Origin of the sequence: Micromonospora sp. DH13 (genome assembly GCF_020873825.1) — a bacterium.
GTDB lineage: Bacteria > Actinomycetota > Actinomycetes > Mycobacteriales > Micromonosporaceae > Micromonospora > Micromonospora haikouensis.
Genome location: NZ_JAHWGR010000049.1, coordinates 20,608 through 43,194, shown reverse-complemented (window position 1 = coordinate 43,194; position 22,587 = coordinate 20,608). Strand labels below are relative to the sequence as shown.

Here is a 22,587-nt window from a genome sequence, read left to right as displayed (position 1 = left end):
TACGTCGAGCACTTCGAGTCCTTGTGGACTGACGGCAAGCCTGCCCCACAGCACTGAACCCCAACCACCACCTCACCCCCTCCCCGGGCCCAGGCCCCGGCCCGGTGATCAAGAGAAAAGCGTCAAGTTTGATCATCACGATGACGCAAACCTCTTGATCACCGACCGGGGCGAGGCGGGGCGCACGCAGAGGGCGGGGCCGGGGTTAGCGGGTGGCCAGGGCGCGGGCGTCGGCGGCGATGACGCGGGCCTTCGCCTCCGGCAGGAAGCGGCCGGCGTGCTGGTCGGCGTACCGGGCCAGCTCCGCGTACCGGCCCTTGACCAGGTGGTTGGTGAGCACCGTCAGCGCCTGGTCCGCCGCGCCGGAGGTGAGCACCAGGTGACCGAGGCCCGCCGGGGTCACCGCCACGGTGAAGGTGGCCTCGGCGGTGGCGGTGCCCTTCGGGCCGGTCGCCACGGCGCGCAGCCGGTGCGCGCCGGCCGCCAGCGCGGTCAGGTCGAGGGGCTTGCCCACCGGCACCGCCGCCCCGTCGAGGGTGACGGTCACGGTGTCGGCGTCGGTGGCCGGCACGGTGAGCACCGGCCGCTGCGCCCGGTCCAGCTCGACGCCGTCGGCCAGGGCGGCGATCGACACGGTGGGGACGGCCGCGCCGAGCTGACCGGCCGCGTTCCAGCCGGCCAGCTGCGCCGGCCGGTTCGTGATGATCCCGTCGGTGCCGATCCGCTCCAGCTGCTGCCACTGGGCCGGCGAGTCGACCGTCCAGGCCATGACGGCGACACCGGCGGCGTGCAGGTCGGCGACCACCGACGGCCGGGCCAGCAGCGCCGTACCCGTCGCGTTGTACGCCGTGACGCCCAGCTCCCGCGCCACGGCGACCGGGTCGGCGTCCAGGCCGCTGCGCAGCAGGCCGGTCGGCAGCTCGGGGGCGAGTTCCCGGGTGAACCGCAGGGCGTCGACCTCGAAGCTCTGCACGAAGACGCGCGCCGTCATCTTCTCGGCGCGGATCACCTCGACGATGCGGGCCACCTCGTCGCGGGTGTGCGCGCCCTTGATCTCCAGCAGCAGGTTGCCGCCCCGGGTCCGCAGGTCGGCGAGCTGCTCGGCGAGGGTGGGCAGCCGGGCCCCGGCGTACTGCGGGGCGAACCAGGAGCCGGCGTCGAGCGCCTTGAGCTGGGCGGCGGTGAGCGTACGGATCGCGCCCGAGCCGTCGGTGGTGCGGTCGACGGTGGCGTCGTGCAGCACGAACGGGACCCCGTCGCGGCTGGGCTGCACGTCGTTCTCGACGAAGTCCGCGCCGGAGCGGCGGGCGATCTCCTGCGCGACGAGCGTGTTCTCGGGGGCGGCGGCGGACGCGCCCCGGTGGGCGATGATGGTCAGCGGTGCGCCGGCCGGGCGCAGGTAGCCGTTCGGCGGCAGCTCGGTGACCAGCACGTCGTCGAAGGAGACGCTGCCGCCGTTGACGATCAGGGCCTGCCCGCCGTCGGTGGACCGGGTGAGGCTGCTGGTGCGCAGCAGCTGGCGGCCGTCGAGGAACCAGCGGGCCTGGTTGCCGTGCACCTCCACGGCGACCTTCATGTCCCGCCCGGTGCCGGCGGCGTACGGTGCCGAGCCGGTGTTGGTGACGTTCCAGGCGTTGGCGGTGGTGAGCTGGGCGAACTCCAGGCCGTTCGCGGCAGTGGTGCCGCTGCGCATGGTCGCGATCCACCACGGGGTACGCCCGTCGGCGGGCACGTCGAGGCCGAGCGCCGTCCACCGGGTCGCCTCGGCGACGGACTCGAAGCGGACGGTGGCGGAGAACCGGAAGTCGGTGAGGTGCCGGCCGAAGGTGATCTTCTTGGTGCCGCTGGTGGCGGTGCCGCGCAGCCGGCCGTCGCGCACCGTCCACTCGCCGTCGATGGCCCGCCAGCCGGCGGGCAGCGTACCGGTGGAGAAGTCCTCGGCGACGACGACGTCACCGGGCTTCGCGGCGGCGGCGGGGGCGGAAACGGGAACGGCGGCGAACAGGCCGGCGGTCGTGGCGAGCGCCACGAGGACGGCCACGGGCCGGCGCGGCCGTCGGTTCAAGGTCAACATGCCCCGCACGCTAGGAACCGCGCCCGAACGTCCGGTGTCGTCACAGCTGACACCGGCCGACCCCCGGATGCACACCCGGCGGGCCACCGGTCCGCTCGGTGGACGGCGAATGTCGGGAAGATGGCGGTATCCGTGGGCGCGGATACCGCCATGTCGCCGACATGGCGGCGCTGAACCGGCCGCGCCGCCACGCCGCGCAGCCACGCGGGGCGAGTCGGGGCGAGTCGGGGCGCTAGCGGGTCGGGCGGATCTCGATGCCTACCTCGGCCGACAGCGCGGCGGCCATCGCCGCGACCGGGGCACGGACGCCGGTGAAGTGCTCGAACTGGCCGACCGCCTGGGCGACCAGCAGATCCAGCCCGGACACGACCCGGCAGCCGGCCGCCTCGGCCGAGGCGGCGAGGGGCGTGGGCCACGGATCGTACAACGCGTCGAAGTAGACCGCGCCGGGCCGCCACCGGGCGTGCGCCGCGATCGGGTCGGCGACGCCCTTCGGGACGGTGGAGACGACCACGTCGGCGTCGGTGTGCCCGGCCGCATCGGCCCAGTCGGCACCGGCTAGGCGCAGGCCGAGCGCGTCGGCGGCCGGGCGCAGCTCGTCGATGGCCGACGTGCGACGGGCCACCACGGTCACCGTGCCCGAGCCGAGGCGGGCGGCGGCGGCCAGGGCGGCCCGCGCAGTGCCGCCCGCGCCGAGCACGGTGAACCGGGCCCCCGGCGGCACGCCGGCCGCGCCGAGCAGCTCGATCATGCCGGCGGCATCGGTGTTGTCCGCGTACCAGGAGCCGTCGGGGCGGTGGACCAGCGTGTTCGCCGCGCCCATCGCGGCGGCGACGGGCGACACCTCGGCCGCGAGGGCGAGGGTGGCCTCCTTGCAGGGCATGGTCACCGACAGCCCGGCCCACTCGGGGCCGAGGCCGGCGACCATCGCCGCCAGCTCCGCCTCCGCGCACTCGATCGTCGTGTACGACCACCCGGCGAGGCCGGCGGCGGCGTAGCCGGCGTTGTGGATCACCGGGGAGAGGGAGTGACTGATCGGCTTGCCGACCACCGCCGCCCGCCGTGGCGTCGTCATCAGATGATCCCGGCCTCCTTGGCCTTCGCCTCGTTCTTCAACTGCTGCTCGTAGGTCTCGGCGAAGGCGGAGTGGCCCTTGTCGTCGATCGCCACGAACCAGAGCCACTTGCCGGGGGGCGGGTCCATGGCCCCCTCCATGGCCTGCTTGCCCGGGTTGTTGATCGGGGTGGGGATCATCCCCCGCAGCTTGCGGTTGTACGGGTTCTTCTTGTCGTCCAGCTCGGCCTGGGTCATGTCCTTCGACTTCTTGCCCTCCTTGCCGATGGACTCGAAGTAGTAGTTGACCGTGACGTCCATCTCCAGGCAGTTGCACGGGAACTCGCCGTACACCCGGTTGTAGGCCACCCGGGCGACCTTGCCGAGGTCGTCCTTGTTGCCGGCCTCGGCCTGGGCGAGGGACGCGACGATCAGCGCCTCGTACGGGCTGATGCCGCCCCGCTCCTCCTGCACCCGGTCGACGAACTTCATCTCGCCGGTGACGGTGAGGAAGTTCTGCACCATCGTCGACAGCAGGATCTCGGCGGTGGCCTTCGGCGGAATCTCGTACGTGTCCGGGTAGAGGAAGCCCTCGATCGACTTCTTCGACGGCTTGCCGTCGGTGCGCTTGAACCACCAGTCCGGCACGCCGAGCCCCTCCGGGTCCTTCGCGGCGGCCTCGAACTCCTTGACCGGGATCTTGGTCTTCTCCGACAGCAGCTTGTAGACGTTCTTGGCGGTGCGGCCCTCGGGGATGGTGACCTGGTTGGTGATCTTGTTCTTGAGGTCGAGCAGCATGACCAGGGCCTGCTCGCCGCTCATCTGCTTGCGCACCTTGTAGGTGCCGGGCTGGATGTTCTTGCTGCGCGAGTTGGCCTCGGCCGCCTCGATGAACGCCTTGGCGCTCTTGACCACCCCGGCGTCGTAGAGCGCGACGGCCATGTCGGCGATCAGCGCGCCCTGCTTGATCTCGACGGTCACCTCGCCGGTGCCGGCCCCGTCGTAGTCGGGGGTGACGAAGTAGCTCTGCACCCGGTCGAAGCCGTAGAAGGCCCCGCCGCCGATGACGCCGAGCAGCACGAAGGCCATCAGCAGGGCGAGGGCGGTCTTGCCCCCGCTCCCGCCCGACTCACCCTTGCGCTTGCGTACGTAGCTGCGCCGGTGCTTGCCCTTGTCGCCACTCCGTTCCGACTCGTCGAAACCGAGGTCCAGATCGTCGATCATCGCGTCCGCCTCCGCTGCGCGTCCAGCCAGCTCTGCAGGATCTCGACCGCGGCGGCCTGGTCGACCACCGCGCGTTGGCGCTTTCCCCGGACGCCACGCTCGGCAAGCCTACGAGAAGCCACGACCGTCGACATCCTCTCGTCGGTGAGCGTTACCGGAACGGGCGCTATTACGTCAGCCAACCGGTCAGCATACGCCTTCACATTCCGGGCGGCCGGGCCGTGCTGGCCGGAGAGGTTGACCGGTAGGCCGACGACCACCTCGACGCACTCGTGCTCGGCGATCAGGGCGACGATCCCGGCCATGTCGCTGGGCACCGCGTCCTCGGCCGCTGTCAGGTCCCGGGCGAGTGTCACCAGCGGGGTGGCCAGCACCCCGTGCGGGTCGGAGCGGGCGACCCCGACCCGCACCTGCCCCACGTCGACGCCCAGCCGGACACCGTGCACCGTTTCGGTCATGTTCCGTTCATCCTGCCCTGAAAGACCGTTCATCCTGCCCTGAAAAGACCGTTGTCCGCCCAGCAAGCGGTTTTCGTCCTGCCCTGGAACGGGTCAGGGCGGACCGTGACGGCCCGCCCTGACCCGACGTGCGGCGCGCTACGCGTCGGCGATCGCCTGCTCGACCGTGGCCAGCAGCTTCGGCGCCTCGGCCGCCGGCAGGCCGCCGCCCTGGGCCAGGTCGTCGCTGCCGCCGCCCCGGCCGGAGAACGCCGCCTTGACCAGGTCCTTCGCCGCCAGGCCCCGGCTGCGGGCCGCCGCGTTCACGGCCACCACGAGGGACGCCTTGCCGTTCGACCGGGCCGCCACGGCCACCACGGCCGGACGGGCCGGGTCGATCTTGCCCCGGATCTCCTGGGCCAGGGTCCGCACGTCGTTGCCGGCCGCGCCCTCGGGCGCCTCGGTGCCGACGTACGCCACCCCGCGTACGTCCTTCGCCTGCCCGGCGAGGGCCGCCGCTCCGCCGAGCACGAGCTGGGCACGCAGCTTCTCCAGCTCCTTCTCGGCGTCGCGGAGCTGGGTGACGGTCTGCTCCACCCGGTCGGCGACCTGGTCGCCGGGGACCCGGAACAGCTCGGCGAGCCGGGAGACCAGCAGGTGCTCGCGGGCCAGGAAGCCGAACGCGTCCATGCCGACGAGCGCCTCGATGCGGCGTACGCCCGAACCGACCGACGCCTCGGAGAGGATCTTGACGAGGCCGAGCTGGGCCGAGCGGGCCACGTGGGTGCCGCCGCACAGCTCCCGGGCGTAGTCGCCGACCTCGACGACCCGCACCCGCTCGCCGTACTTCTCGCCGAACAGCGCCATCGCGCCGATGCGGCGGGCCTCCTCCTGGCTGGTGACGAAGGCGTGCACCTCCAGGTCGGCCAGGAGCACCTCGTTGACCTGCTGCTCCACGTCGTGCAGGACGCTCGGCGACACCCCGGTCGGGGTGTTGAAGTCGAACCGCAGCCGGCCCGGCGCGTTCAGCGAACCGGCCTGGGTCGCCGACTCGCCGAGGAAGTTGCGCATCGTCTGGTGCACCAGGTGGGTGGCCGTGTGCGAGCGCGAGATGGCCCGCCGCCGGGTCACGTCGATCTCGGCGTACCCCGTCTCGCCGGCGCGCACCTCGCCCCGGACGACGCGGGCGCGGTGCACGATCAGGCCCGGCACCGGCTGCTGCACGTCGAAGACCTCGACCTGGCCGCCGCCGACGGTGATCAGGCCCTGGTCGGGCTGCTGGCCGCCGCCCTCGGCGTAGAAGGGGGTGGTGTCGAGCACCAGCTCGACCGTGTCGCCCTCGGCGGCCGCGCCGACCTGGTCGCCGCCGGCGAGCACGGCACGGACCCGGGACTCCCGGTTCAGCTCCGTGTAGCCGGTGAACTCCACCGGCCCGCCCGCGTCCAGCACCGACCGGTACGCCGACAGGTCGGTGTGCCCGGTCTTGCGCGCCCGCGCGTCGGCCTTGGCCCGCGCCCGCTGGTCGGCCATCAGCCGGCGGAAGCCGTCGGCGTCGACCTGGAGGCCCTGCTCGGCCGCGATCTCCAGGGTCAGGTCGATCGGGAAGCCGTAGGTGTCGTGCAGCTGGAACGCCTTGTCGCCCGACAGCGCCGGCTTGCCCGCCGACTTGGTCTCGGCGATCGCCGTGTCCAGGATCGTCGTCCCGGCACGCAGCGTCGCCAGGAAGGCGTCCTCCTCGGCGTACGCGTACTGCGAGATCCGGTCGAACTCGGCCGACAGCTCCGGGTAGGACGGGGCCATGCAGTCCCGCGCCACCGGCAGCAGCTCGGGCAGCGCCCGGTCCTGCCAGCCGAGCAGCCGCACCGCCCGGATGGCGCGGCGCATGATGCGGCGCAGCACGTACCCGCGCCCCTCGTTGCTCGGGGTGACCCCGTCGCCGATCAGCATCAGCGCGGTGCGCACGTGGTCGGCGATCACCCGCAGCCGCACGTCGTCGGGGTGCGACTCGCTGGCGACGTGGCCGGAGTGCGCACCGTACCGCTTGCCGGTCAGCTCGGCGGCGCGCGCCAGGATCGGCCGGACCTCGTCGATCTCGTAGAGGTTGTCGACGCCCTGCAGCAGCGACGCCATCCGCTCCAGGCCCATGCCGGTGTCGATGTTCTTCTTCGGCAGCTCGCCGACGATCTGGAAGTGCTCCTTGCTCTGCACGTCGTCGATCTGGAACTGCATGAAGACGAGGTTCCAGAACTCCAGGTACCGGTCCTCGTCGACCTCCGGGCCGCCCTCGCGCCCGTAGGCGGGGCCCCGGTCGTAGTACAGCTCGGAGCACGGGCCGGCCGGGCCGGGGATGCCCATCGACCAGAAGTTGTCCTTCTTGCCCCGCCGGACGATCCGCTCGGCCGGCATGCCGACGGAACGCCAGATCTCGGCCGCCTCGTCGTCGTCGAGGTAGACCGTCGCCCAGATCCGCTCCGGGTCCAGCCCGAAGCCGCCCTCGGCGACCGACTTGGTGACCAGGTCCCAAGCGAGCGGGATCGCCCCGGCCTTGAAGTAGTCACCGAAGGAGAAGTTGCCGTTCATCTGGAAGAACGTGCCGTGCCGGCTGGTCTTGCCGACCTCGTCGATGTCCGGGGTGCGGATGCACTTCTGCACGCTGACCGCCCGGGAGTAGGGCGGGGTGTGCTGCCCCAGGAAGTAGGGGACGAACTGCACCATGCCGGCGTTGACGAACAGCAGGTTCGGGTCGCTGATGGCGGGCAGCGGAGCGGACGGCACCACGGCATGGCCGTTCGCCTCGAAGTGGGCGAGATACCGCCGCTTGATCTCCGCCGTCTTCATCGCTGGTGCTCCTCCGGAAAGATCTCTCGGTCGCCGATGCGCGGGTCCTCCCGCAGCTCGGCGAACTGGTCGTCGAACGCCTCGCCCCGGGCGAACGCCTCGTGGATCTCCTGCTCGCGCTCGGCCATCCCGATCCGGACGTCCTCCACGAAGCTACGCAGCGACTCCACCAGACCGCCAGCGGATTGCGACAGGCCACCGGCGATGCCGGCCGGCGTGTACGCGTGCGCGGCCTGGGTCGCCTTGCGCACCACCACCACGCCGACGGCCAGCCCGATGCCCAGCCAGAACAGGCGCCTCATGATCTCATCCCTCCGTCGCCGGCCGGCTCAGGCGTTGCCGCGCTTGGCGGCGCGGCGCTGCTGCTTGATGGTGTCGCGCACCTCGCGCTCGGTCTCGGCGTGCCGGCGGGCGGCGGCGGCCCGGCGTACGCCGTAGCCGAAGGCGGCCACCTTCACCAGCGGGTTCGCGGCGGCGGCGGAGACCACGGTGGCCAGGTTCGCCACGTTGGCGGTGACGTTCTGGGCGTGGGTGGTCATCGTGTCCACCTTGGCCAGCTGGAGGTTGACCCCGTCCAGCGAGACCTGCACCTGCTCCAGGGCGGTGTTGACGTTCTTCACGGTGGTGTTGACGTCACCGAGCAGGGGCGCGGTGCGGTCGTTGAGGTCGTTGATCATGCGGGTGGCCGCGTCCACGGTGTGCCGCAGCCGCAGGATGGGCAGCGTCAGGATCAACACGAGCATCGCGAACGCGATCGCCGCGATCAGCGCCGCGACCTCTCCAAAACTCACGCCTGTCCTCCTCGAGCAGAGTTCCGGGGCCCGACGCCCCGGAACGCGCGACCGTCATACCCACACCGTCGTACGGCGACCCGCCCCGGGTCAGCGGGGGCAGGCGGGCCTACCAGCCCCAGACCCTACCGTCAGTGATGAAACCCGGCTCACGACGGTGACGGTGTCGGCGTCAACTCGCCGAGCGGATCCTCGCTCAGGGTCGGGAAGGGATCCTCGCCGGTGAGCGACGGGTCGGTGCTCGGCTGGGGCCGGGTCCGCTCGTCGTCGATGGCGTTGCGGACCTTCACCGACACCAACGACCCATTGCACTCCCCCGCTGCGGGGGGCGTGGCCAGGGACGTCGGGGCGGGCTCCCCGTCGATCGGCGGCGGGACGCAGGTCGGCTCGCGTACCCACAGGTCGAGGGTCAGCTCGTCGCGACGCCAGCAGGTGTAGTCGCCCTTTGCCGGCTGCTCGGGGCAGCGGGTCACCTTCCACTGCTGCCAGCCGGACTCGGTCAGGGCCCGCTCGTAGGCCCGCGCCGTCTCCTCGACCGGCCGCTGCGACTCGACGGTGCGCTCGCGCAGCCGGCACTCCTCCACGCACCAGCGGCTGCCGCTGACGTTGTCGACGGTCTTCGTGGCCGCCCAGCCGGGCACGTTCAGCCCGTCGAGGGTGTCGAAGACGGGGTCGCGGCTCAGCGTACGGATGCCGAAGTAGAGCGGCAGGGCACCCAGCAGCACCACGCTGACCAGCGCGAGGATGCCCATCCGCAGCCGGCGACGCTCCCGCATCTGCCGCCGCAGCTCCGACCGGGCGCCGCGCAGGCCGCCCGACGCGTCCTCGTCCGCATCGTCCGGGTCGTCCGCGGTGGCGGCCCGGCGCAACTGGGCCGCCCCGGCAGGCTCCGCGCCGTCGGGGCCGGGGCCGGATGCGTCGCCGCCCGGTCGGGCGGCGGGGCCCGGGCCGAGCCGGTGCTCCTGCGGGCCGGGCCGGTCCGCGTCCGGGCCGGGTCGGGACGGGGGCACGTCGACGGCCGGCACCACGGCGGCGGCCCGGGCCACCGCGGGCGGCTGGTCGGGGCGGACCACCGACGCCGCACCGGCTGCCGGCTCCGGGGGACGGTGGTGCGGGTGCGCCTCGCCGGGCCCGCCCGGCTGCGCCGGCGGCACGGGGCCGGGGCCGCGCTGCGGCACCGCCGCGCTGCCGGAGTCGCGTGACGGCGGGGCCGCGCGGCCGTCGGCCTGGTCGGCCGGCCGCTCGCCCGGGCGACCGGGCGGGACCACCGCCCGTGCCACGCCGGGCTGGTGGGGGCCGGCGGTCGGCGCGGCCCGGCCGGCGGGACCCCCCGGCGGCGTCGCGCGCCCTGCGGGACCGGGCGGAGGCACGTCCCGGCCGCCAGGACCGGGCGGAGGCGCGGCGGGGCCGGACGGAGGCGCGGCCCGGCCGGCGGGGCCGGACGGCGGGTGGACCGGGCCGGCGCCACCGGACCCGGGAACAACCCGGCCGGCAGCGGGACCACCGGGTGGGGTGGCTCGACCGGGCGCGGTGGGGGCCGCCGACGCCCGAGCGGTCGGCCCGGACTCGGGGGCGGAGCCTGCGGGCCGAGGGCCGGCCGCAGCCCCGGACCGGGGATCCGGGCTGGAGCGGGGGCCGGCACCGGGCCGAGGGCCGGACCCGACCGGCGGGGCCTGCGGGCGGCGCTCCTCCACCGGCCCGGGACGCATTTCACCGGTGCGCGGATCCGCCACCGGCGGCCGCAGCTCACCCGTACGCGGATCCACCGCAGGGGACCGCAGCTCACCCGTACGCGGATCCACCGGCGGCCGGCCCACCTCGCCCGTACGCGGGTCGGCTGCCGGACGGCGGCCTCCCGCACGGGGATCTGCCGGCGGACGGGGTTCCCCGGTGCGTGGGCCCGCGACCTGCGGACGGGACGGCGCCGCCGCCCGGCCGGTGGGCAGTGGGACCGGCTCCTCCGCCGGGTCGACGGGCGCCGTGGCGGGCCGGGCCCTGCCCATCGGGGCTGCCGGCACGGCACCGGTGCCGTGCGGCGCCCCGGTGCCCCGGCCGCCGTCACCGGGCCGGTGGCCCGGCTCCCCGACCGGCGGCGCGACACCCGGCGGCGGCGCGGGCACGCCCGCCCGGTTGACCATCGGCATCGCGGTGTCCGTGTGGGTGCCCCGACCGGCCTGGCGCAGCCACTCCGCCGGACGCTGCGGCCGGTCGCCCCGGCCCTGCGGGGGGCCGCCAGGCTCGACGGGGCCGGGGTACCCGGTGTCGACGGGGCCGGTCGGACGGTGCGACGTCGCCTCGCCCGGGTCCGCCTCGGGCTGGGCCCGGCGGCGGCCGCCTGGCTCCCGGCCTGCGGCCGTCGGCCCCTGGGCGACGGCCGGATCCGCGCCGGTGGGGCCGTTGGGCACCCCGGGCACCTCGGGGGCGTTGCCGCTGAGCGGGACGATCGGCGGCTGCTCCTCGGCGGCCCGCCGGCGACCGACCGGGCCGGGCACGGGCGCGACCGGCCCGGCGGTGCCACGACCCGTCGGCTCGTCCGCGGCGGGTGCGGCGGGGCCGCCGGGGCGCTCGCCCGCCGGCCCGCGCCGGGGCTCGTCGCCGGGAGGCATCGGGGCCGGGTAGGGCGGGCCCGCGGGCCCCGGCGCGGCGCGGTGCGGCCCGGACGGCGCAGCGGCGGCCCGACCGGCCGGAGGCGGCGGGCTGACGGCCCGGCCGGCAGGGGGCGGCGGGGCGGCGGCCCGGCCGGCGGGAGGTGCCGGGGCGGCGGCCCGGCCGGCGGGAGGTGCCGGGGCGGCGGCCCGGCCGGCCGGGGGCGACCCGGCGGGGACGACCGGCCAGTCGCCGGTGGAGGGCTGACCACCACGCGCGGGCGGGGACACGGGTGCTCCGGGCGGACCCAGCGGGCGGGGGCGCTGCCCGGGTGCACCGGTAGCCGACGAGGGTCCGCCGGCCCGCTCGCCCGCCGGTGCCGCCGCTCGGGGCAGTTCGCCGGACGGTTCACCGTCGTCGCGCGGGCGCCGGGGCGCGGCGTCCGCCGGGTACGGGGCCCGGGCGGGCTGACCCGCCGGGTACGGCGGCCCGGACGGTTGACCCGTCGGGCGGGGCGGGACCGACGAGTGGGCCGGCCCCGGCATCGGCCCGGCCGGCGGGGCCGGCGGCTGCGCGGGGCCCTGCGGTGGCCTCGCCGCCTGCTGGGGAGCCCGGGGCGGTTCCGCCGAGCCGTGCGGCGGGCGGTTCGGCTGGTGGGGCGGCTGCGGAGGGCCCTGCGGCGGAAGGTGCGGCGGTGCGGCCTGCGGCGGGCGGGGCGGCTCGGCGGGCCCGGGGCGGCGGGCCGGCTGCGGCGAGCCGGGCCACGGGCCGTCGACCGGTCGCGGGCGCGCCGGACCCGGTTCGCCGCCGCGCGCCGGGGCCGCGGGCGCGGTCGGAGCCTGTCGTGCCTGCGGGTCGGGCTGGTCGGGCGGCGGTGCCTGTCCCGGCGCGCCGCCGGGCCCCAGCTCGCCGCGCTGCTGCTTGGCGGAGCGCAGGTCGTCGATCCAGCCGAACTCCTCGCCGGCCACCGGCTCCTCGGGCTCGCTGTCGGGTCGGCCCCGGCCCCACCGGCGCCCCTTGGGGCGCGGCTCGCGCTGCTCCTCGGGGCCGTCCTCCGGTCGCTCCGAACCACGGGATCTCACTGCTGACCCTCCCCGACGGCGCCCGTGCCGTCCTCGTCCGCCGCGCTGGCGTGCCCGTTGCCCGACGGGTGGCGGCCGTTCCCTGCCGGGGCGGGTTCGTCCGGACGTGCCGGGGCCGGCAGCCCCCGGACGATCCGACGCAGCAGGGGCAGCCGGGCGGCCACCGCCCGCTCCGCACCGTGCCCGCTGGGACGGTAGTAGTCGGCACCGACAAGGTCGTCGGGAGCGTACTGCTGGGCGACCACTCCCCGGGGGTCGTCGTGCGGGTAGCGGTAGCCCGTGCCGTGGCCGAGCCCCCGCGCGCCGGAGTAGTGGGCGTCGCGCAGGCCGCGCGGGACCGGTCCGCCCCGGCCGGCGCGGACGTCGGCCGTGGCGGCCCCGATCGCGGTGGTCGCCGAGTTGGACTTGGGCGCGGTGGCCAGGTGGATCACGGCCTGGGCGAGGTTGAGCTGCGCCTCGGGCAGGCCGACGAACTCCACGGCCTGCGCGGCGGCGGTGGCCACACCCAGCGCGCCCGGGTCGGCCATCCCGACATCCTCGCTGGCGAAGATGACCAGGCGGCGGGCGATGAACCGGGCGTCCTCGCCGGCCACCAGCATCCGGGCCAGCCAGTGCAGCGCCGCGTCGACGTCGGAGCCGCGCATGCTCTTGATGAAGGCGCTGGTCACGTCGTAGTGCGCGTCGCCGGCCCGGTCGTAGCGCACCGCCGCGACGTCCACCGCCTGCTCGGCGGTGGCCAGGTCGATCCGGTCGAGGCCCAGCGCCGCCGCCGAGGCCGCCGCGGCCTCCAGGGCGGTCAGGGCCTTGCGCACGTCGCCGCCGGCGAGGCGGACGAGATGGTCCTCGGCGTCGGCCTGGAGGGTGAACGCGCCGGCGAGGCCGCGCGCGTCGGTGACCGCCCGGCGCAGCAGGTCGCGCACGGCCGCGTCGTCCAGCGGCTGGAGGGTGAGCAGCACGCACCGCGACAGCAGCGGTGAGATGACCGAGAAGTACGGGTTCTCCGTGGTCGCCGCGAGCAGGGTGACCGTACGGTCCTCCACCGCGGCGAGCAGCGAATCCTGCTGGGTCTTGCTGAACCGGTGCACCTCGTCGATGAACAGGACGGTCGGCGGGCCCCCGGAGCGGCGCTGCCGGCGGGCGGTGTCGATCACCGCGCGGACGTCCTTGACCCCGGCGGTGAGCGCCGACATGGCCACGAAGCGGCGGTCGGTGGCGTTCGCCACAAGGTGGGCGATCGTGGTCTTCCCGCAGCCGGGCGGCCCCCAGAGGATCACCGACATCGGGGTGACGCCGCCGACGAGTTGGCGCAGCGGCGCACCCGGTGCGAGCAGGTGCTGCTGCCCCACCAGCTCGTCGATGCTGGCCGGGCGCATCCGGACGGGAAGCGGCGAGTCGGCCGCCACGGGGGTGAAGCCGTCGACGCCGACGGCACCCGTGGGGGCGCCGTGCGCCCCGGCGGGTGCGCCGAGCGAGAAGAGAGCGTCGGACTCCATCACGAAGACAGTACCGGGCCCGGTCCGCCGCGCCGGAACTGCGCTGCGGGCCCGGCCCGGTTAGATCATTTACGGTCAGCCACGGCCGGGGCGGCGGCCCCGGTACCAGCGGCCGCCGCCACCGCCGCGCGGGCCGCTGCCCACGCCGGCCAGGTAGAGGGAGAGCAGCAGCAGGCCCAGCATCAGCAGGGTGTGCACATTGAACAGGTCCGGCGCGCCGAAGTTGGTGTCGAGCAGGTCGATCAACAGGGCGAAGCCGAAGACGACGGCCGCGAGAATGGCGAGCATGACGGTCCTCCGGTGGGGGTTCCCAGTAGGTCGCCGCGTGATGTACCCAATCGGTCCGATCGCCAATCTCCACGGTGGACCGGGCTCGCCGCGGAGACGGTGGGTCACCGCCCGCTCGCCCGCGGTGCAAGGAAGGGCCCCCTGTTAACGCCTGCGGTAGAGAAGGGTCCCCTTCTCACTGCCGAACCGGGGAGGTGGCGGGATCGGTAGCGGCGGCGGGAGCCGGTACGGCAGGGGCGGCAACAGCGGGAGCGGGGGCACGACCGGCCCGCCAGGCGGGCAGGTACAGCGGGGCGGCCATGGCGAGCACCACCGCGCCGACCAGCATCGCCGCGCTGACACTGGTGTGCTCGGCGAGGGCCGTCAGCGTCAGCGCGCCGAGCGCACCGGCCGGCTGGGCCATCATCGAGTTGAGCGAGAGCACGCTGGTGCGGTACGGGCCGTCGACCTGTCGGTGCAGCAGCCCCATGTGCAGCGGGTTCGACGCGCCGTGCACGGCGTAGCAGGCCAGGTAGGCGACGATCACCCCCACCGGGCCGGCGAGCAGGCCCATGCCGACCACGGTCGCGCCCTGCAGGATCCGCAGCAGCCCGGCGGCCGGCGCGGCCCCGATCCGGCGGGACAGGAGCGGGATGAGCGCGGCACCGAGGGCGTTGGCCAGCCAGGCCGCCGAGCTGGCCGGGCCGAGCAGCGCGGCGGCCCGGTCGGCGTCGCCGACCACCTCGGCGAGGCGTACGGGCAGCAGCGTCTCGAAGGTGACCATGCCGAAGCCCCAGAACAGCTCGACCGCGACCAGGGCGAGCAGCACCCGGGAGCGGCGCAGCAGGCCGACCGCCTGCCCGACCATGCGGGGGGCCGCCACCACCGAGGCGCGCAGGGCCGCCGGCCCCCGGGCGGTGCGTGCCTCCCGGAGCAGGACCAGCAACGCGACCAGCAGCACGGCCTGCAGCACGATGGCGGCCAGCACCGGCAGGGTCAGCGCGCTGACCGGCCCGACCGGGCCGAGGGCGACGAGGCCGCCGCTGAGCAGCGCGCCCGCGCCGATGGCGAGGCCGATGACCGTGCCGGCGTGGCCGAGGCCGCGCTCGTACTCGGCGTCGGGGTCGGCGGCGAGGGTCGCGTCGACGTACCAGGACTCCAGGGGGCCGCTGTCGAGCGCGCGGTAGACGCCCTGCAGCGCCCAGGCCAGGAAGAACAGCCAGAACGAGTGCGCCACGGCGAAGACGGCGAACGAGACGAGGCCGACGGCCCAGGCCACGGCGAGCACCGGCTTGCGGCCGAGCGCGTCGGCGAGCCCGCCGGTCGGCAGCTCCAGCGCGAGGACGATGAGGCCCTGCGCGATGCCGGCCAGGCCGATCTGGGACAGCGACATCCCGCGCTCCTGCATCAGCAGGATCATCACCGGGATCATCAGGCCGCCCGGCAGCCAGCGCAGGCCGTACAGGACCAGGTAGCGGACCTGGACCTGGCGTACGGTCAGCGCGGTCACGGCTTGTCCTCGCCGGGAAGCGGGGCGGCGTCGGAGATCGGGGCGGCGAGGCGCAGCTCGGCCAGCATCGGGTAGGCGGCCAGGTAGATCTGCACCTGCTCGGCGCCGGGCGCGGCGGGGTCGGCCTCCGCCCGGTAGCGCTCGAAGACCGCCCAGAGCTCGTCCTTGAGGGCCTGGAGGCGCTCGGGCGGGACGGTCATGAACACGTCGCCCATGCCGAACGCGTCGCGCCAGGCCGGCGACCACTCGTGCCGCCGGGCGAACCACTGCTCGGCGTGTTGCGTCAGGTAGCGCACCTGGTCGCCCTCGATCCACTCGATCGCGGCGCGGGCGTCGGGGTCGTCGTCGTAGTCGCTGGGCTCCCACTGGGTCACCTGGTGTGCGGCGCGCCAGTAGCGCTGCCGGCCGGTGCCCAGCTCCGGGTCCTCCACGACCAGGCCGACCTCGGCGAGCTGCCGCAGGTGGTAGCTGGTCGCGCCGGTGTTGGTGCCGAGCGTCTCGGCGAGGTCGGTGGCGGTGGCGGGGCCCTTCACCCGCAGCGCCCCGACGAGGCGCATGCGCAGGGGGTGGGCGAGCACCCGCACCTGCCGGTGGTCGAGCCGGACGGTGCGCGGCGCGGGCCGCGCCCCCTCGTTCTCCGGGACGTTCTCCATGGCATGCACAATAACTGTGCACAGAAGTTATGCACAACTTCTGTGCAGAGTCGGGGATGCGACGGGGTCGGTTCAGCCGAGCAGCTCGTGCACCCCGCGCAGGCGGGTGCGCAGCAGGCCGGCGGCGCGGGAGCTGTCGAGGCGTACCTCGACGGGGCGGACCAGGCCCGACGCGGCGCTCGTGGCGGTCCGCAGGCCGCCCGGGTCGAGCCCGAACCGCCGCGCCACCAGCAGCCCCAGCTCGGCGCGGCTGACCGCGTCCGGCCCCGCCACGTTGAGCGGGCCGGCGTAGTCCGACGCGGCCAGCTCCAGCACGGCGGCGGCCAGGTCGCCCACGTCGACCGGGCAGCGCAGCTCGTCGGTGAACAGGGCCCCCCGGCCCGCGAGGGCGGCCAGGCAGAGCCGGACCTGCTTGCTCCGCTCGTCGCCCACGATCAACGAGGTACGCACCAGCGCCGCGCCCGGGTCGACCGCCCGCACGGCGGTCTCCGCCGCCGCCTTCGCCGCCCCGTACGCGAACACCGGCGTCGGCACGTCGTCGTCGGCGTACGGCTCGGGCCGGCCGGCGTGCAGCGCGTCGCTGGACAGGTGCACCAGCCGCGCGCCCGCCTCCGCGGCGGCGTACGCCACGTTCGCCGCGCCGTCGGCGGTGACCGTCCAGTCGTCGTACCGGTAGGGGGTGCTCACCACGGCGGCCGGCCGCACCGCCGCGACCAGCGCGCGCACGGCGGCCCGGTCGGTCACGTCGAGCCGCCGCGCCTCGACGCCGGCCGGCGCGCCCGGGTTGGCGTGGTACGTGCCGACCACCCGCCGCCCCGCCGCGACCGCCCGGCGGCACACCTCGCCGCCGAGGTACCCGCTGGCACCCACCACGAGCAGCGTCACGCGTCGCCCCCTCCCCGACGGCGGACGGCCCACCGTGGGGCCGCCCGCCGGATCGCCGGTCGCTCCTGTTGCCTCGGCTCGGGCCAGGATCGCCTCGGTCGGCTCAGACCGGGTCGGCCACCGGGGCGGCCGGGCCGGCGGTGCCGGCGTGCGCCCCGGTCGGGGCCTTCGGCTTGGCGTCGATGCCCGCCTCGGCGCGCTGCTGCGCGGTGATCGGCGTCGGCGCGCCCGTCAGCGGGTCGAAGCCGCCCCGGGTCTTCGGGAACGCGATCACCTCGCGGATCGAGTCCGCGCCGGCCAGCAGCATGCAGACCCGGTCCCAGCCGAACGCGATGCCGCCGTGCGGCGGTGCGCCGTACTTGAACGCCTCCAGCAGGAAGCCGAACTTGTCCTGCGCCTCGGCGGGGGTGATGCCGAGCAGGTCGAACACCCGCTGCTGCACGTCGCCCCGGTGGATACGGATCGACCCGCCGCCGATCTCGTTGCCGTTGCAGACGATGTCGTACGCGTACGCCAGCGCCCGGTCCGGCGCCTCCTCGAACCGGTCCACCCACTCGGCGTTCGGCGAGGTGAACGGGTGGTGCACGGCCGTCCAGCCGCCCTCGTCGGTCTTCTCGAACATCGGGGCGTCGACCACCCAGCAGAACGCCCACGCGCTCTCGTCGATCAGCTTCGCCCGCTTGGCGATCTCGATGCGGGCCGCGCCGAGCAGCTCCTGCGCCTCCCGGGCGTCGGCGCTGGCCGCGAAGAACACCGCGTCGCCGGGCTTCGCGCCGACCGCGTCGGCCAGCCCCGCCAGGTGCTCCTCGGAGAGGTTCTTCGCCACCGGGCCCCGCGGCGCGCCGGTCTCGGCGTCGAGCACCACGTACGCGAGGCCCTTCGCGCCGCGCGCCTTCGCCCAGTCCTGCCAGCCGTCCAGCTCCTTGCGGGTCTGGCCCGCGCCGCCCGGCATGACGACCGCGCCCACGTACCCGCCCGCGTCGATCGCCCCGGCGAACACCCGGAACGCCGTGCCGCGCAGGTAGTCCGTCAGCTCGGTCAGCTCCACGCCGTAGCGCAGGTCCGGCTTGTCGGAGCCGTACCGGGCCATCGCGTCGTGCCAGGTGATGCGCGGGATGGGCCGGGGGATCTCGTAGCCGGCCAGGTCGGACCAGAGCGCCGACACGATCGCCTCGCCGAGGTCGATCACGTCGTCCTCGGTGACGAAGGACATCTCGATGTCGAGCTGGGTGAACTCCGGCTGCCGGTCGGCGCGGAAGTCCTCGTCGCGGTAGCAGCGGGCGATCTGGTAGTAGCGCTCCATGCCGCCGACCATCAGCAGCTGCTTGAACAGCTGCGGGGACTGCGGCAGCGCGTACCAGCTGCCCGGCTGGAGCCGGACCGGGACCAGGAAGTCGCGCGCGCCCTCCGGGGTGGACCGGGTCAGCGTCGGCGTCTCGATCTCCAGGAAGTCACGCTCGTGCAGCACGCCGCGGGCGAGCTGGTTGGCCCGCGACCGCAGCCGCATCGCCTTCGCCGGGCCGCCCCGGCGCAGGTCCAGGTAGCGGTACTTGAGCCGGATGTCGTCGCCGGCCTCGACCTGGTCGTCGACGGGCAGCGGCAGCGGCGCGGCCTCCGAGAGCACCTCCAGGCCGCTCGCGGTCACCTCGATCTCGCCGGTGGGCAGCTCCGGGTTCTCGTTGCCCTCGGGCCGGCGGGTCACCTCGCCGGTCACCTTCACGCAGAACTCGTTGCGCAGCGCGTGGGCGTCCTCCTCGCGGAAGACCACCTGCACGACGCCCGAGGCGTCGCGCAGATCGACGAAGATGACACCGCCGTGGTCGCGCCGGCGGGCGACCCACCCGGCGAGCGTCACCGTGGTGCCGGCGTCCGTCGCGCGCAGGCTGCCGGCGTCATGGGTACGGATCACGGCTTGCGTCTCCTCATCGTCTGCGTTCGGTCTGCCCTCGCATTCTGTCAGGGTGCCCCGCCCCCCGCCGTCACCGGGCGCGGTTGGGGGTAAGGAGGGGCCCCTTGTTAACGCTTTCTGTTGTACAAGGGACCCCTGCTAACCCGCCCCGCACCGCGGGAGCACCGCCGGAGCACCGCCGACGCGCCGATCCGCCCCGCGCCGCGTACGGTGTGCCGGATGCGTGTCGTACCCCCGTGGGCCCTGCTCTCCGCCGGCGCGGCGCCGGTCTTCCTGGTCGGCGGCTGGCTGCTCGGCGCGGCCCGGCAGCCCGGCGGTTTCGACCAGGTCACCGGCACGATCAGCGCGCTCGCGGCCGTCGGCGCGGCCGACCGGTGGATCATGACGCTCGGCCTCGTCGGGCTCGGCCTGTGCCACTGCGTGACCGCCGCCGGGCTGCGTCCGCTGGCGGTCGGGGCGCGGGCGCTGCTCGCGCTGGGCGGGGTCGCCACGCTCGCGGTGGCGGCGTTTCCGCTGCCGGCCGCCGGCGGCTCGGCGCCGCACGGGCTGGCCGCCGCCGTCGCGTTCGGCGCGCTGGCCCTCTGGCCAGTGCTCGCCCCCGCCGGAGACGGGCCACGGGCCGGCCGTCCCCGACGCGACGCGGTCGGGTCGGCGGGCGGCGACCGGCCCGCCCCTGACGGGTACGCCCGCGGGCGGGCCGCCTGGGCGGCACTGGCGGTGGGGCTGCTGGTGCCGGTGGCCTGGTTCGCGGTCGAGCTGGCCACCGGCGGTGACCGGGTCGGCCTGGCCGAGCGGGTGGCCGCCGGCGCGGAGGCGCTCTGCCCGTTGCTGGTCGCCGGGTGGCTGGCCCGGCGCTGACCACGGCACCGCCGGGCGCACCGCGGCCCGTGGTGTTAACAGGGGGCCCCTGTACAACAGAAAGCGTTAACAAGGTGCCCTTCCTTGCATCCCTGCTACGGCTCGTCGGCGGGGAGGAGGTGGGCGACGTGGACCTCGCCCTCGGTGAGCGCCCTCGCCCGCTCCTCCGCCGCCCGGTCCGCGCCGGTGAGCCGGCCGCCGTGCTGGCGCAGGTGTTCCTCCCAGGACGGCACCTGGTAGACCTCGACGAAGCCGTGCGCCCGCTCCCCCGCCCGGAACAGCCCCCAGCGCATCGCCCCGGTGCGCCGCCGCGACCGGCCCACCGCCCGCATCGCCTCGACGAAGGCGTCCTGCCGCTCGGGCGGCACGGTGTAGGAGACGGTCACCAGCACGGGCCCGGTGCGCGGGTGCGCGTCCAGGGTCAGGTGCGGCTCGGGCCAGTAGACGGCCGGGTCCCGGTCGACCCCGCGGGTGTCGCGCAGCGGCCACAGCGGCACGGTGAGCGCGGCGACGGCCATGGCCGCCCCGGCCACGGCGAGCGCGGTGACCAGGCCGGCGAGTTCGCCGAGCGCGCCCCAGGCGAGGGCGCCGAGCGCCTGCCCGCCGGCGAAGACCATCTGGTAGACCGACAGCCCCCGGGCGCGTACCCAGCCGGGGAGGAAGAGCTGCATCGCGGCGTTCACGGTGGACAGCACGGTCATCCAGGCCAGCCCGGCGGGCACCAGCGCCGCCGTGACCAGGGCCGGCACGGGCACGAGGGCGAGCACCAGCAGCGTCCCGCCGTAGACCAGCCCGGCGACGAGGAGGAGCTGGCTGGCGGTGAGCGCCCGGCGCACCCGGGGCAGCACGAGCGCGCCGGCGACCGCGCCGACGCCGAGCGCGGCGAGCAGCACGCCGTACCCGCCGGGGCCCAGGCCGAGGCGCTGGCTGGCCACCAGCGGCAGCAGCGCCCACAGCGCGCTGCCGGGCACCACGAACAGCGCGGCCCGCAGCAGGATGCGGCGGACGACCGGCGAGTGGCGCACGTACCGGCCGCCGGCGCGCAGCGCGGCGGTGAACCGTTCCGGCATGGCCGGGCCGTCGGGGCGGTCCGGCCGCCAGCGCAGCAGCGCCCCGGCGAAGATCGCGAAGGACGCGGTGTTCACCGCGAAGACCACGGCCACCCCGGCCTGGGCGACCAGCACGCCGGCCACCGCCGGGCCGACGGAGCGAGCCAGGTTGACGCTGATCGAGCCGAGCGCGGAGGCGCTGACAAGCTGTTCCCGGGGCACCAGCTCCGGGATCACCGCCTGCCAGGCGGGCAGGGTTAGGGCCTGGCCGACGCCGAGGGCGAAGGTGAGGGTGAGCAGCAGGGCCGGCGGCATCCGGTCGGCGGCGGTGAGCGCGGTCAGCAGCACCCCCACGGCGGCCAGGAAGCACTGCACGCCGATGAGCAGCCGACGCCGGTCGAGGGTGTCGGCGAGCGCGCCGGCCGGCAGGGCCAGCAACAGCACCGGCAGCATGCTCGCGGTCTGCACGAGGGCGACCAGGGTGGGGGCGTTGGGTTGCTCGACCAGCAGCCACTGGGCGCCGACGGTCTGCATCCAGGTGCCGACGTTGCTGGCCAGCACGGCCAGCCACAGGCTGCGGAACACGGCGAGGCGCAGCGGGGCCCAGGCCGACGCGGGCGGGGCGGAAGGCGGTGTGGCGCTCACCGGGCGCAACGTACCCCGGTTCGGCCCGCCCAGTCGATCCGCGCGCGGATCCCGCCCGACCGGGCCGCCGCTCCTCGCGGCTGCGCCGGTTCCGGGGGTACGCCGGAAGCGGGCCGCCGGAGGCCGGCGACCCGCTTCGCGAGGGCGTGGTGGATCAGATGATGCTGACGCCGTAGACGCTGAGCGCCTCGGTGACCGGCTGGAAGTAGGTGGTGCCGCCGCGGGTGCAGTTGCCGCTGCCGCCGGAGGTGAGGCCGATGGCGCTGCTGCCGCTGAACAGCGAGCCGCCGCTGTCGCCCGGCTCGGCGCAGACGTTGGTGCGGATCAGGCCGGAGACGGAGCCCTCGGCGTAGTTGACGGTGGCGTTGAGCGCCCCGACCGTGCCGCTGTGCACGCCGGTGGTGCTGCCGGAGCGCTGCACGCTCTGGCCGACGTACGCGTTGGCCGCGCCGGTGACGTCCCGGTAGGTGCCGTTGTAGAGGGAGACGTTGCCGGTCGCGTTGGCGGAGTTGCTGTGCCGGACGATGCCGTAGTCGTTGCCCGGGAAGCTGGTGCCGGCGCGGGTGCCCAGGACGCTGGTCTGGCCCGAGTTCGAGTACCAGGTCGAGGCGATGTTGGTGCAGTGCCCGGCGGTCAGGAAGTAGGTCACGCCGGAGCTGCTGCGCACGTTGAAGCCGAGCGAGCAGCGGCCGCCGCCGGCGGCGTAGATCGCCTGGCCGCCGGAGATGCGGGTGCTCAGCACGCCGGCCTCGGCCTCGATGCGGACGGCGCCGCCGGTCCGGGCGGCGGCGGCCTTGACGCGCTCCAGCTTGGCGCCGGTGACGGTGCTGTCGACGGAGACGACGACCTGGTTGGTGACCGGGTCGGTCCACCACGCGGTGCCCGGGATCTTCGCGGAGCGCTCCAGCTCGGCGGTGGCCCGGTCGAGCTCGGCGGCGCCCCGCTTGACGAGCTTGGCGATGGCGCCGGAGGCGCGGACCTGACGGGCGGCGGCCGCGTCGGTCACGGTGACGACCATCTTGCCGCTGGCGTCGGCGTACGTGCCGGCGGAGCGGTCACCGAGCCGCTCGGCCAGGGTGGCGGCGGCGTCGGGCGAGGCGGCGGGGGCGGCCTGGGCGGGGGCGCCGATCAGCGCGGTGGCGACCAGGGTGCCGGCGGCGGCGACGGACACGGCGCGGAGGAGCGTTGACCTCGTGGGTCGCATGTAACAACCTCCCGGAAGGGGGTGAACGG

Annotated in this window: 17 protein-coding genes; 1 reads left to right on the top strand and 16 read right to left on the bottom strand. The window is 75.3% G+C overall.

The features are described 5' to 3' along the window. Positions 1 to 205 precede the first annotated feature (205 nt). The 14 genes from LPA42_RS30770 to aspS form a co-directional block, all read right to left on the bottom strand. A complete protein-coding gene (locus tag LPA42_RS30770) occupies positions 206 to 2,074 on the bottom strand; it encodes a glycerophosphodiester phosphodiesterase family protein (protein WP_077939397.1) in 1,869 nt (622 codons plus the stop codon). A 232-nt stretch (positions 2,075 to 2,306) separates the two neighbouring features. Beyond that, on the bottom strand, positions 2,307 to 3,149 hold the full coding sequence (locus LPA42_RS30765; protein WP_077939396.1) for a shikimate dehydrogenase: 843 nt from the start codon (positions 3,147 to 3,149) through the stop codon (positions 2,307 to 2,309). Continuing rightward, a complete protein-coding gene (mltG, locus tag LPA42_RS30760) occupies positions 3,149 to 4,351 on the bottom strand; it encodes an endolytic transglycosylase MltG (protein WP_077939395.1) in 1,203 nt (400 codons plus the stop codon). Before mltG ends, LPA42_RS30765 begins: the two co-directional genes overlap by 1 nt. Then, positions 4,348 to 4,809 carry a Holliday junction resolvase RuvX gene (ruvX, locus tag LPA42_RS30755; RefSeq protein WP_077939394.1) on the bottom strand — a complete coding sequence of 154 codons (462 nt, stop codon included), beginning with the start codon at positions 4,807 to 4,809 and terminating at the stop codon, positions 4,348 to 4,350. Before ruvX ends, mltG begins: the two co-directional genes overlap by 4 nt. Before the next feature lie 138 nt (positions 4,810 to 4,947). Further along, positions 4,948 to 7,626, bottom strand: coding sequence for an alanine--tRNA ligase (gene alaS / locus LPA42_RS30750; RefSeq protein WP_077939393.1), 2,679 nt, complete (start codon positions 7,624 to 7,626; stop codon positions 4,948 to 4,950). After that, positions 7,623 to 7,928, bottom strand: a complete 306-nt coding sequence (locus tag LPA42_RS30745) for a hypothetical protein (protein WP_043967926.1) — start codon at positions 7,926 to 7,928, stop codon at positions 7,623 to 7,625. The genes alaS and LPA42_RS30745 overlap by 4 nt, the downstream gene beginning before the upstream one ends. 27 nt (positions 7,929 to 7,955) lie before the next feature. Next, the gene (locus LPA42_RS30740) at positions 7,956 to 8,417 is read right to left on the bottom strand and encodes a DUF948 domain-containing protein (protein ID WP_043967924.1); all 462 of its coding nucleotides are present in this window, start codon (positions 8,415 to 8,417) and stop codon (positions 7,956 to 7,958) included. A gap of 149 nt (positions 8,418 to 8,566) precedes the next feature. Beyond that, complete coding sequence (locus LPA42_RS30735; protein WP_077939398.1) at positions 8,567 to 9,193, bottom strand: hypothetical protein; 627 nt, start codon at positions 9,191 to 9,193, stop codon at positions 8,567 to 8,569. Positions 9,194 to 12,081: 2,888 nt separating this feature from the next. After that, the gene (locus LPA42_RS30730) at positions 12,082 to 13,578 is read right to left on the bottom strand and encodes a replication-associated recombination protein A (protein WP_077939391.1); all 1,497 of its coding nucleotides are present in this window, start codon (positions 13,576 to 13,578) and stop codon (positions 12,082 to 12,084) included. Positions 13,579 to 13,653: 75 nt separating this feature from the next. Continuing rightward, positions 13,654 to 13,866, bottom strand: a complete 213-nt coding sequence (locus LPA42_RS30725; RefSeq protein WP_074478696.1) for a hypothetical protein — start codon at positions 13,864 to 13,866, stop codon at positions 13,654 to 13,656. A 175-nt stretch (positions 13,867 to 14,041) separates the two neighbouring features. After that, positions 14,042 to 15,355, bottom strand: a complete 1,314-nt coding sequence (locus LPA42_RS30720) for an MFS transporter (RefSeq protein WP_077939390.1) — start codon at positions 15,353 to 15,355, stop codon at positions 14,042 to 14,044. Next, positions 15,352 to 16,008 carry a helix-turn-helix transcriptional regulator gene (locus LPA42_RS30715; protein WP_077939389.1) on the bottom strand — a complete coding sequence of 219 codons (657 nt, stop codon included), beginning with the start codon at positions 16,006 to 16,008 and terminating at the stop codon, positions 15,352 to 15,354. Before LPA42_RS30715 ends, LPA42_RS30720 begins: the two co-directional genes overlap by 4 nt. Positions 16,009 to 16,080: 72 nt before the next feature. After that, a complete protein-coding gene (locus LPA42_RS30710) occupies positions 16,081 to 16,893 on the bottom strand; it encodes a sugar nucleotide-binding protein (protein WP_077939388.1) in 813 nt (270 codons plus the stop codon). Between the two features lie 103 nt (positions 16,894 to 16,996). Then, positions 16,997 to 18,802: an aspartate--tRNA ligase gene (gene aspS, locus LPA42_RS30705; RefSeq protein ID WP_074478700.1), complete on the bottom strand. Its 1,806-nt coding sequence runs from the start codon at positions 18,800 to 18,802 to the stop codon at positions 16,997 to 16,999. Positions 18,803 to 19,021: 219 nt separating this feature from the next. Between aspS and LPA42_RS30700 the strand changes: the two genes are divergently transcribed. After that, on the top strand, positions 19,022 to 19,660 hold the full coding sequence (locus LPA42_RS30700) for a DUF998 domain-containing protein (protein ID WP_077939387.1): 639 nt from the start codon (positions 19,022 to 19,024) through the stop codon (positions 19,658 to 19,660). 95 nt (positions 19,661 to 19,755) lie between these two features. Here the strand turns inward: LPA42_RS30700 and LPA42_RS30695 are convergent, their stop codons facing one another. Then, positions 19,756 to 21,354: an MFS transporter gene (locus LPA42_RS30695; protein WP_077939386.1), complete on the bottom strand. Its 1,599-nt coding sequence runs from the start codon at positions 21,352 to 21,354 to the stop codon at positions 19,756 to 19,758. 154 nt (positions 21,355 to 21,508) lie between these two features. Beyond that, positions 21,509 to 22,558, bottom strand: a complete 1,050-nt coding sequence (locus LPA42_RS30690; RefSeq protein ID WP_228987048.1) for a S1 family peptidase — start codon at positions 22,556 to 22,558, stop codon at positions 21,509 to 21,511. Positions 22,559 to 22,587: the final 29 nt, after the last annotated feature.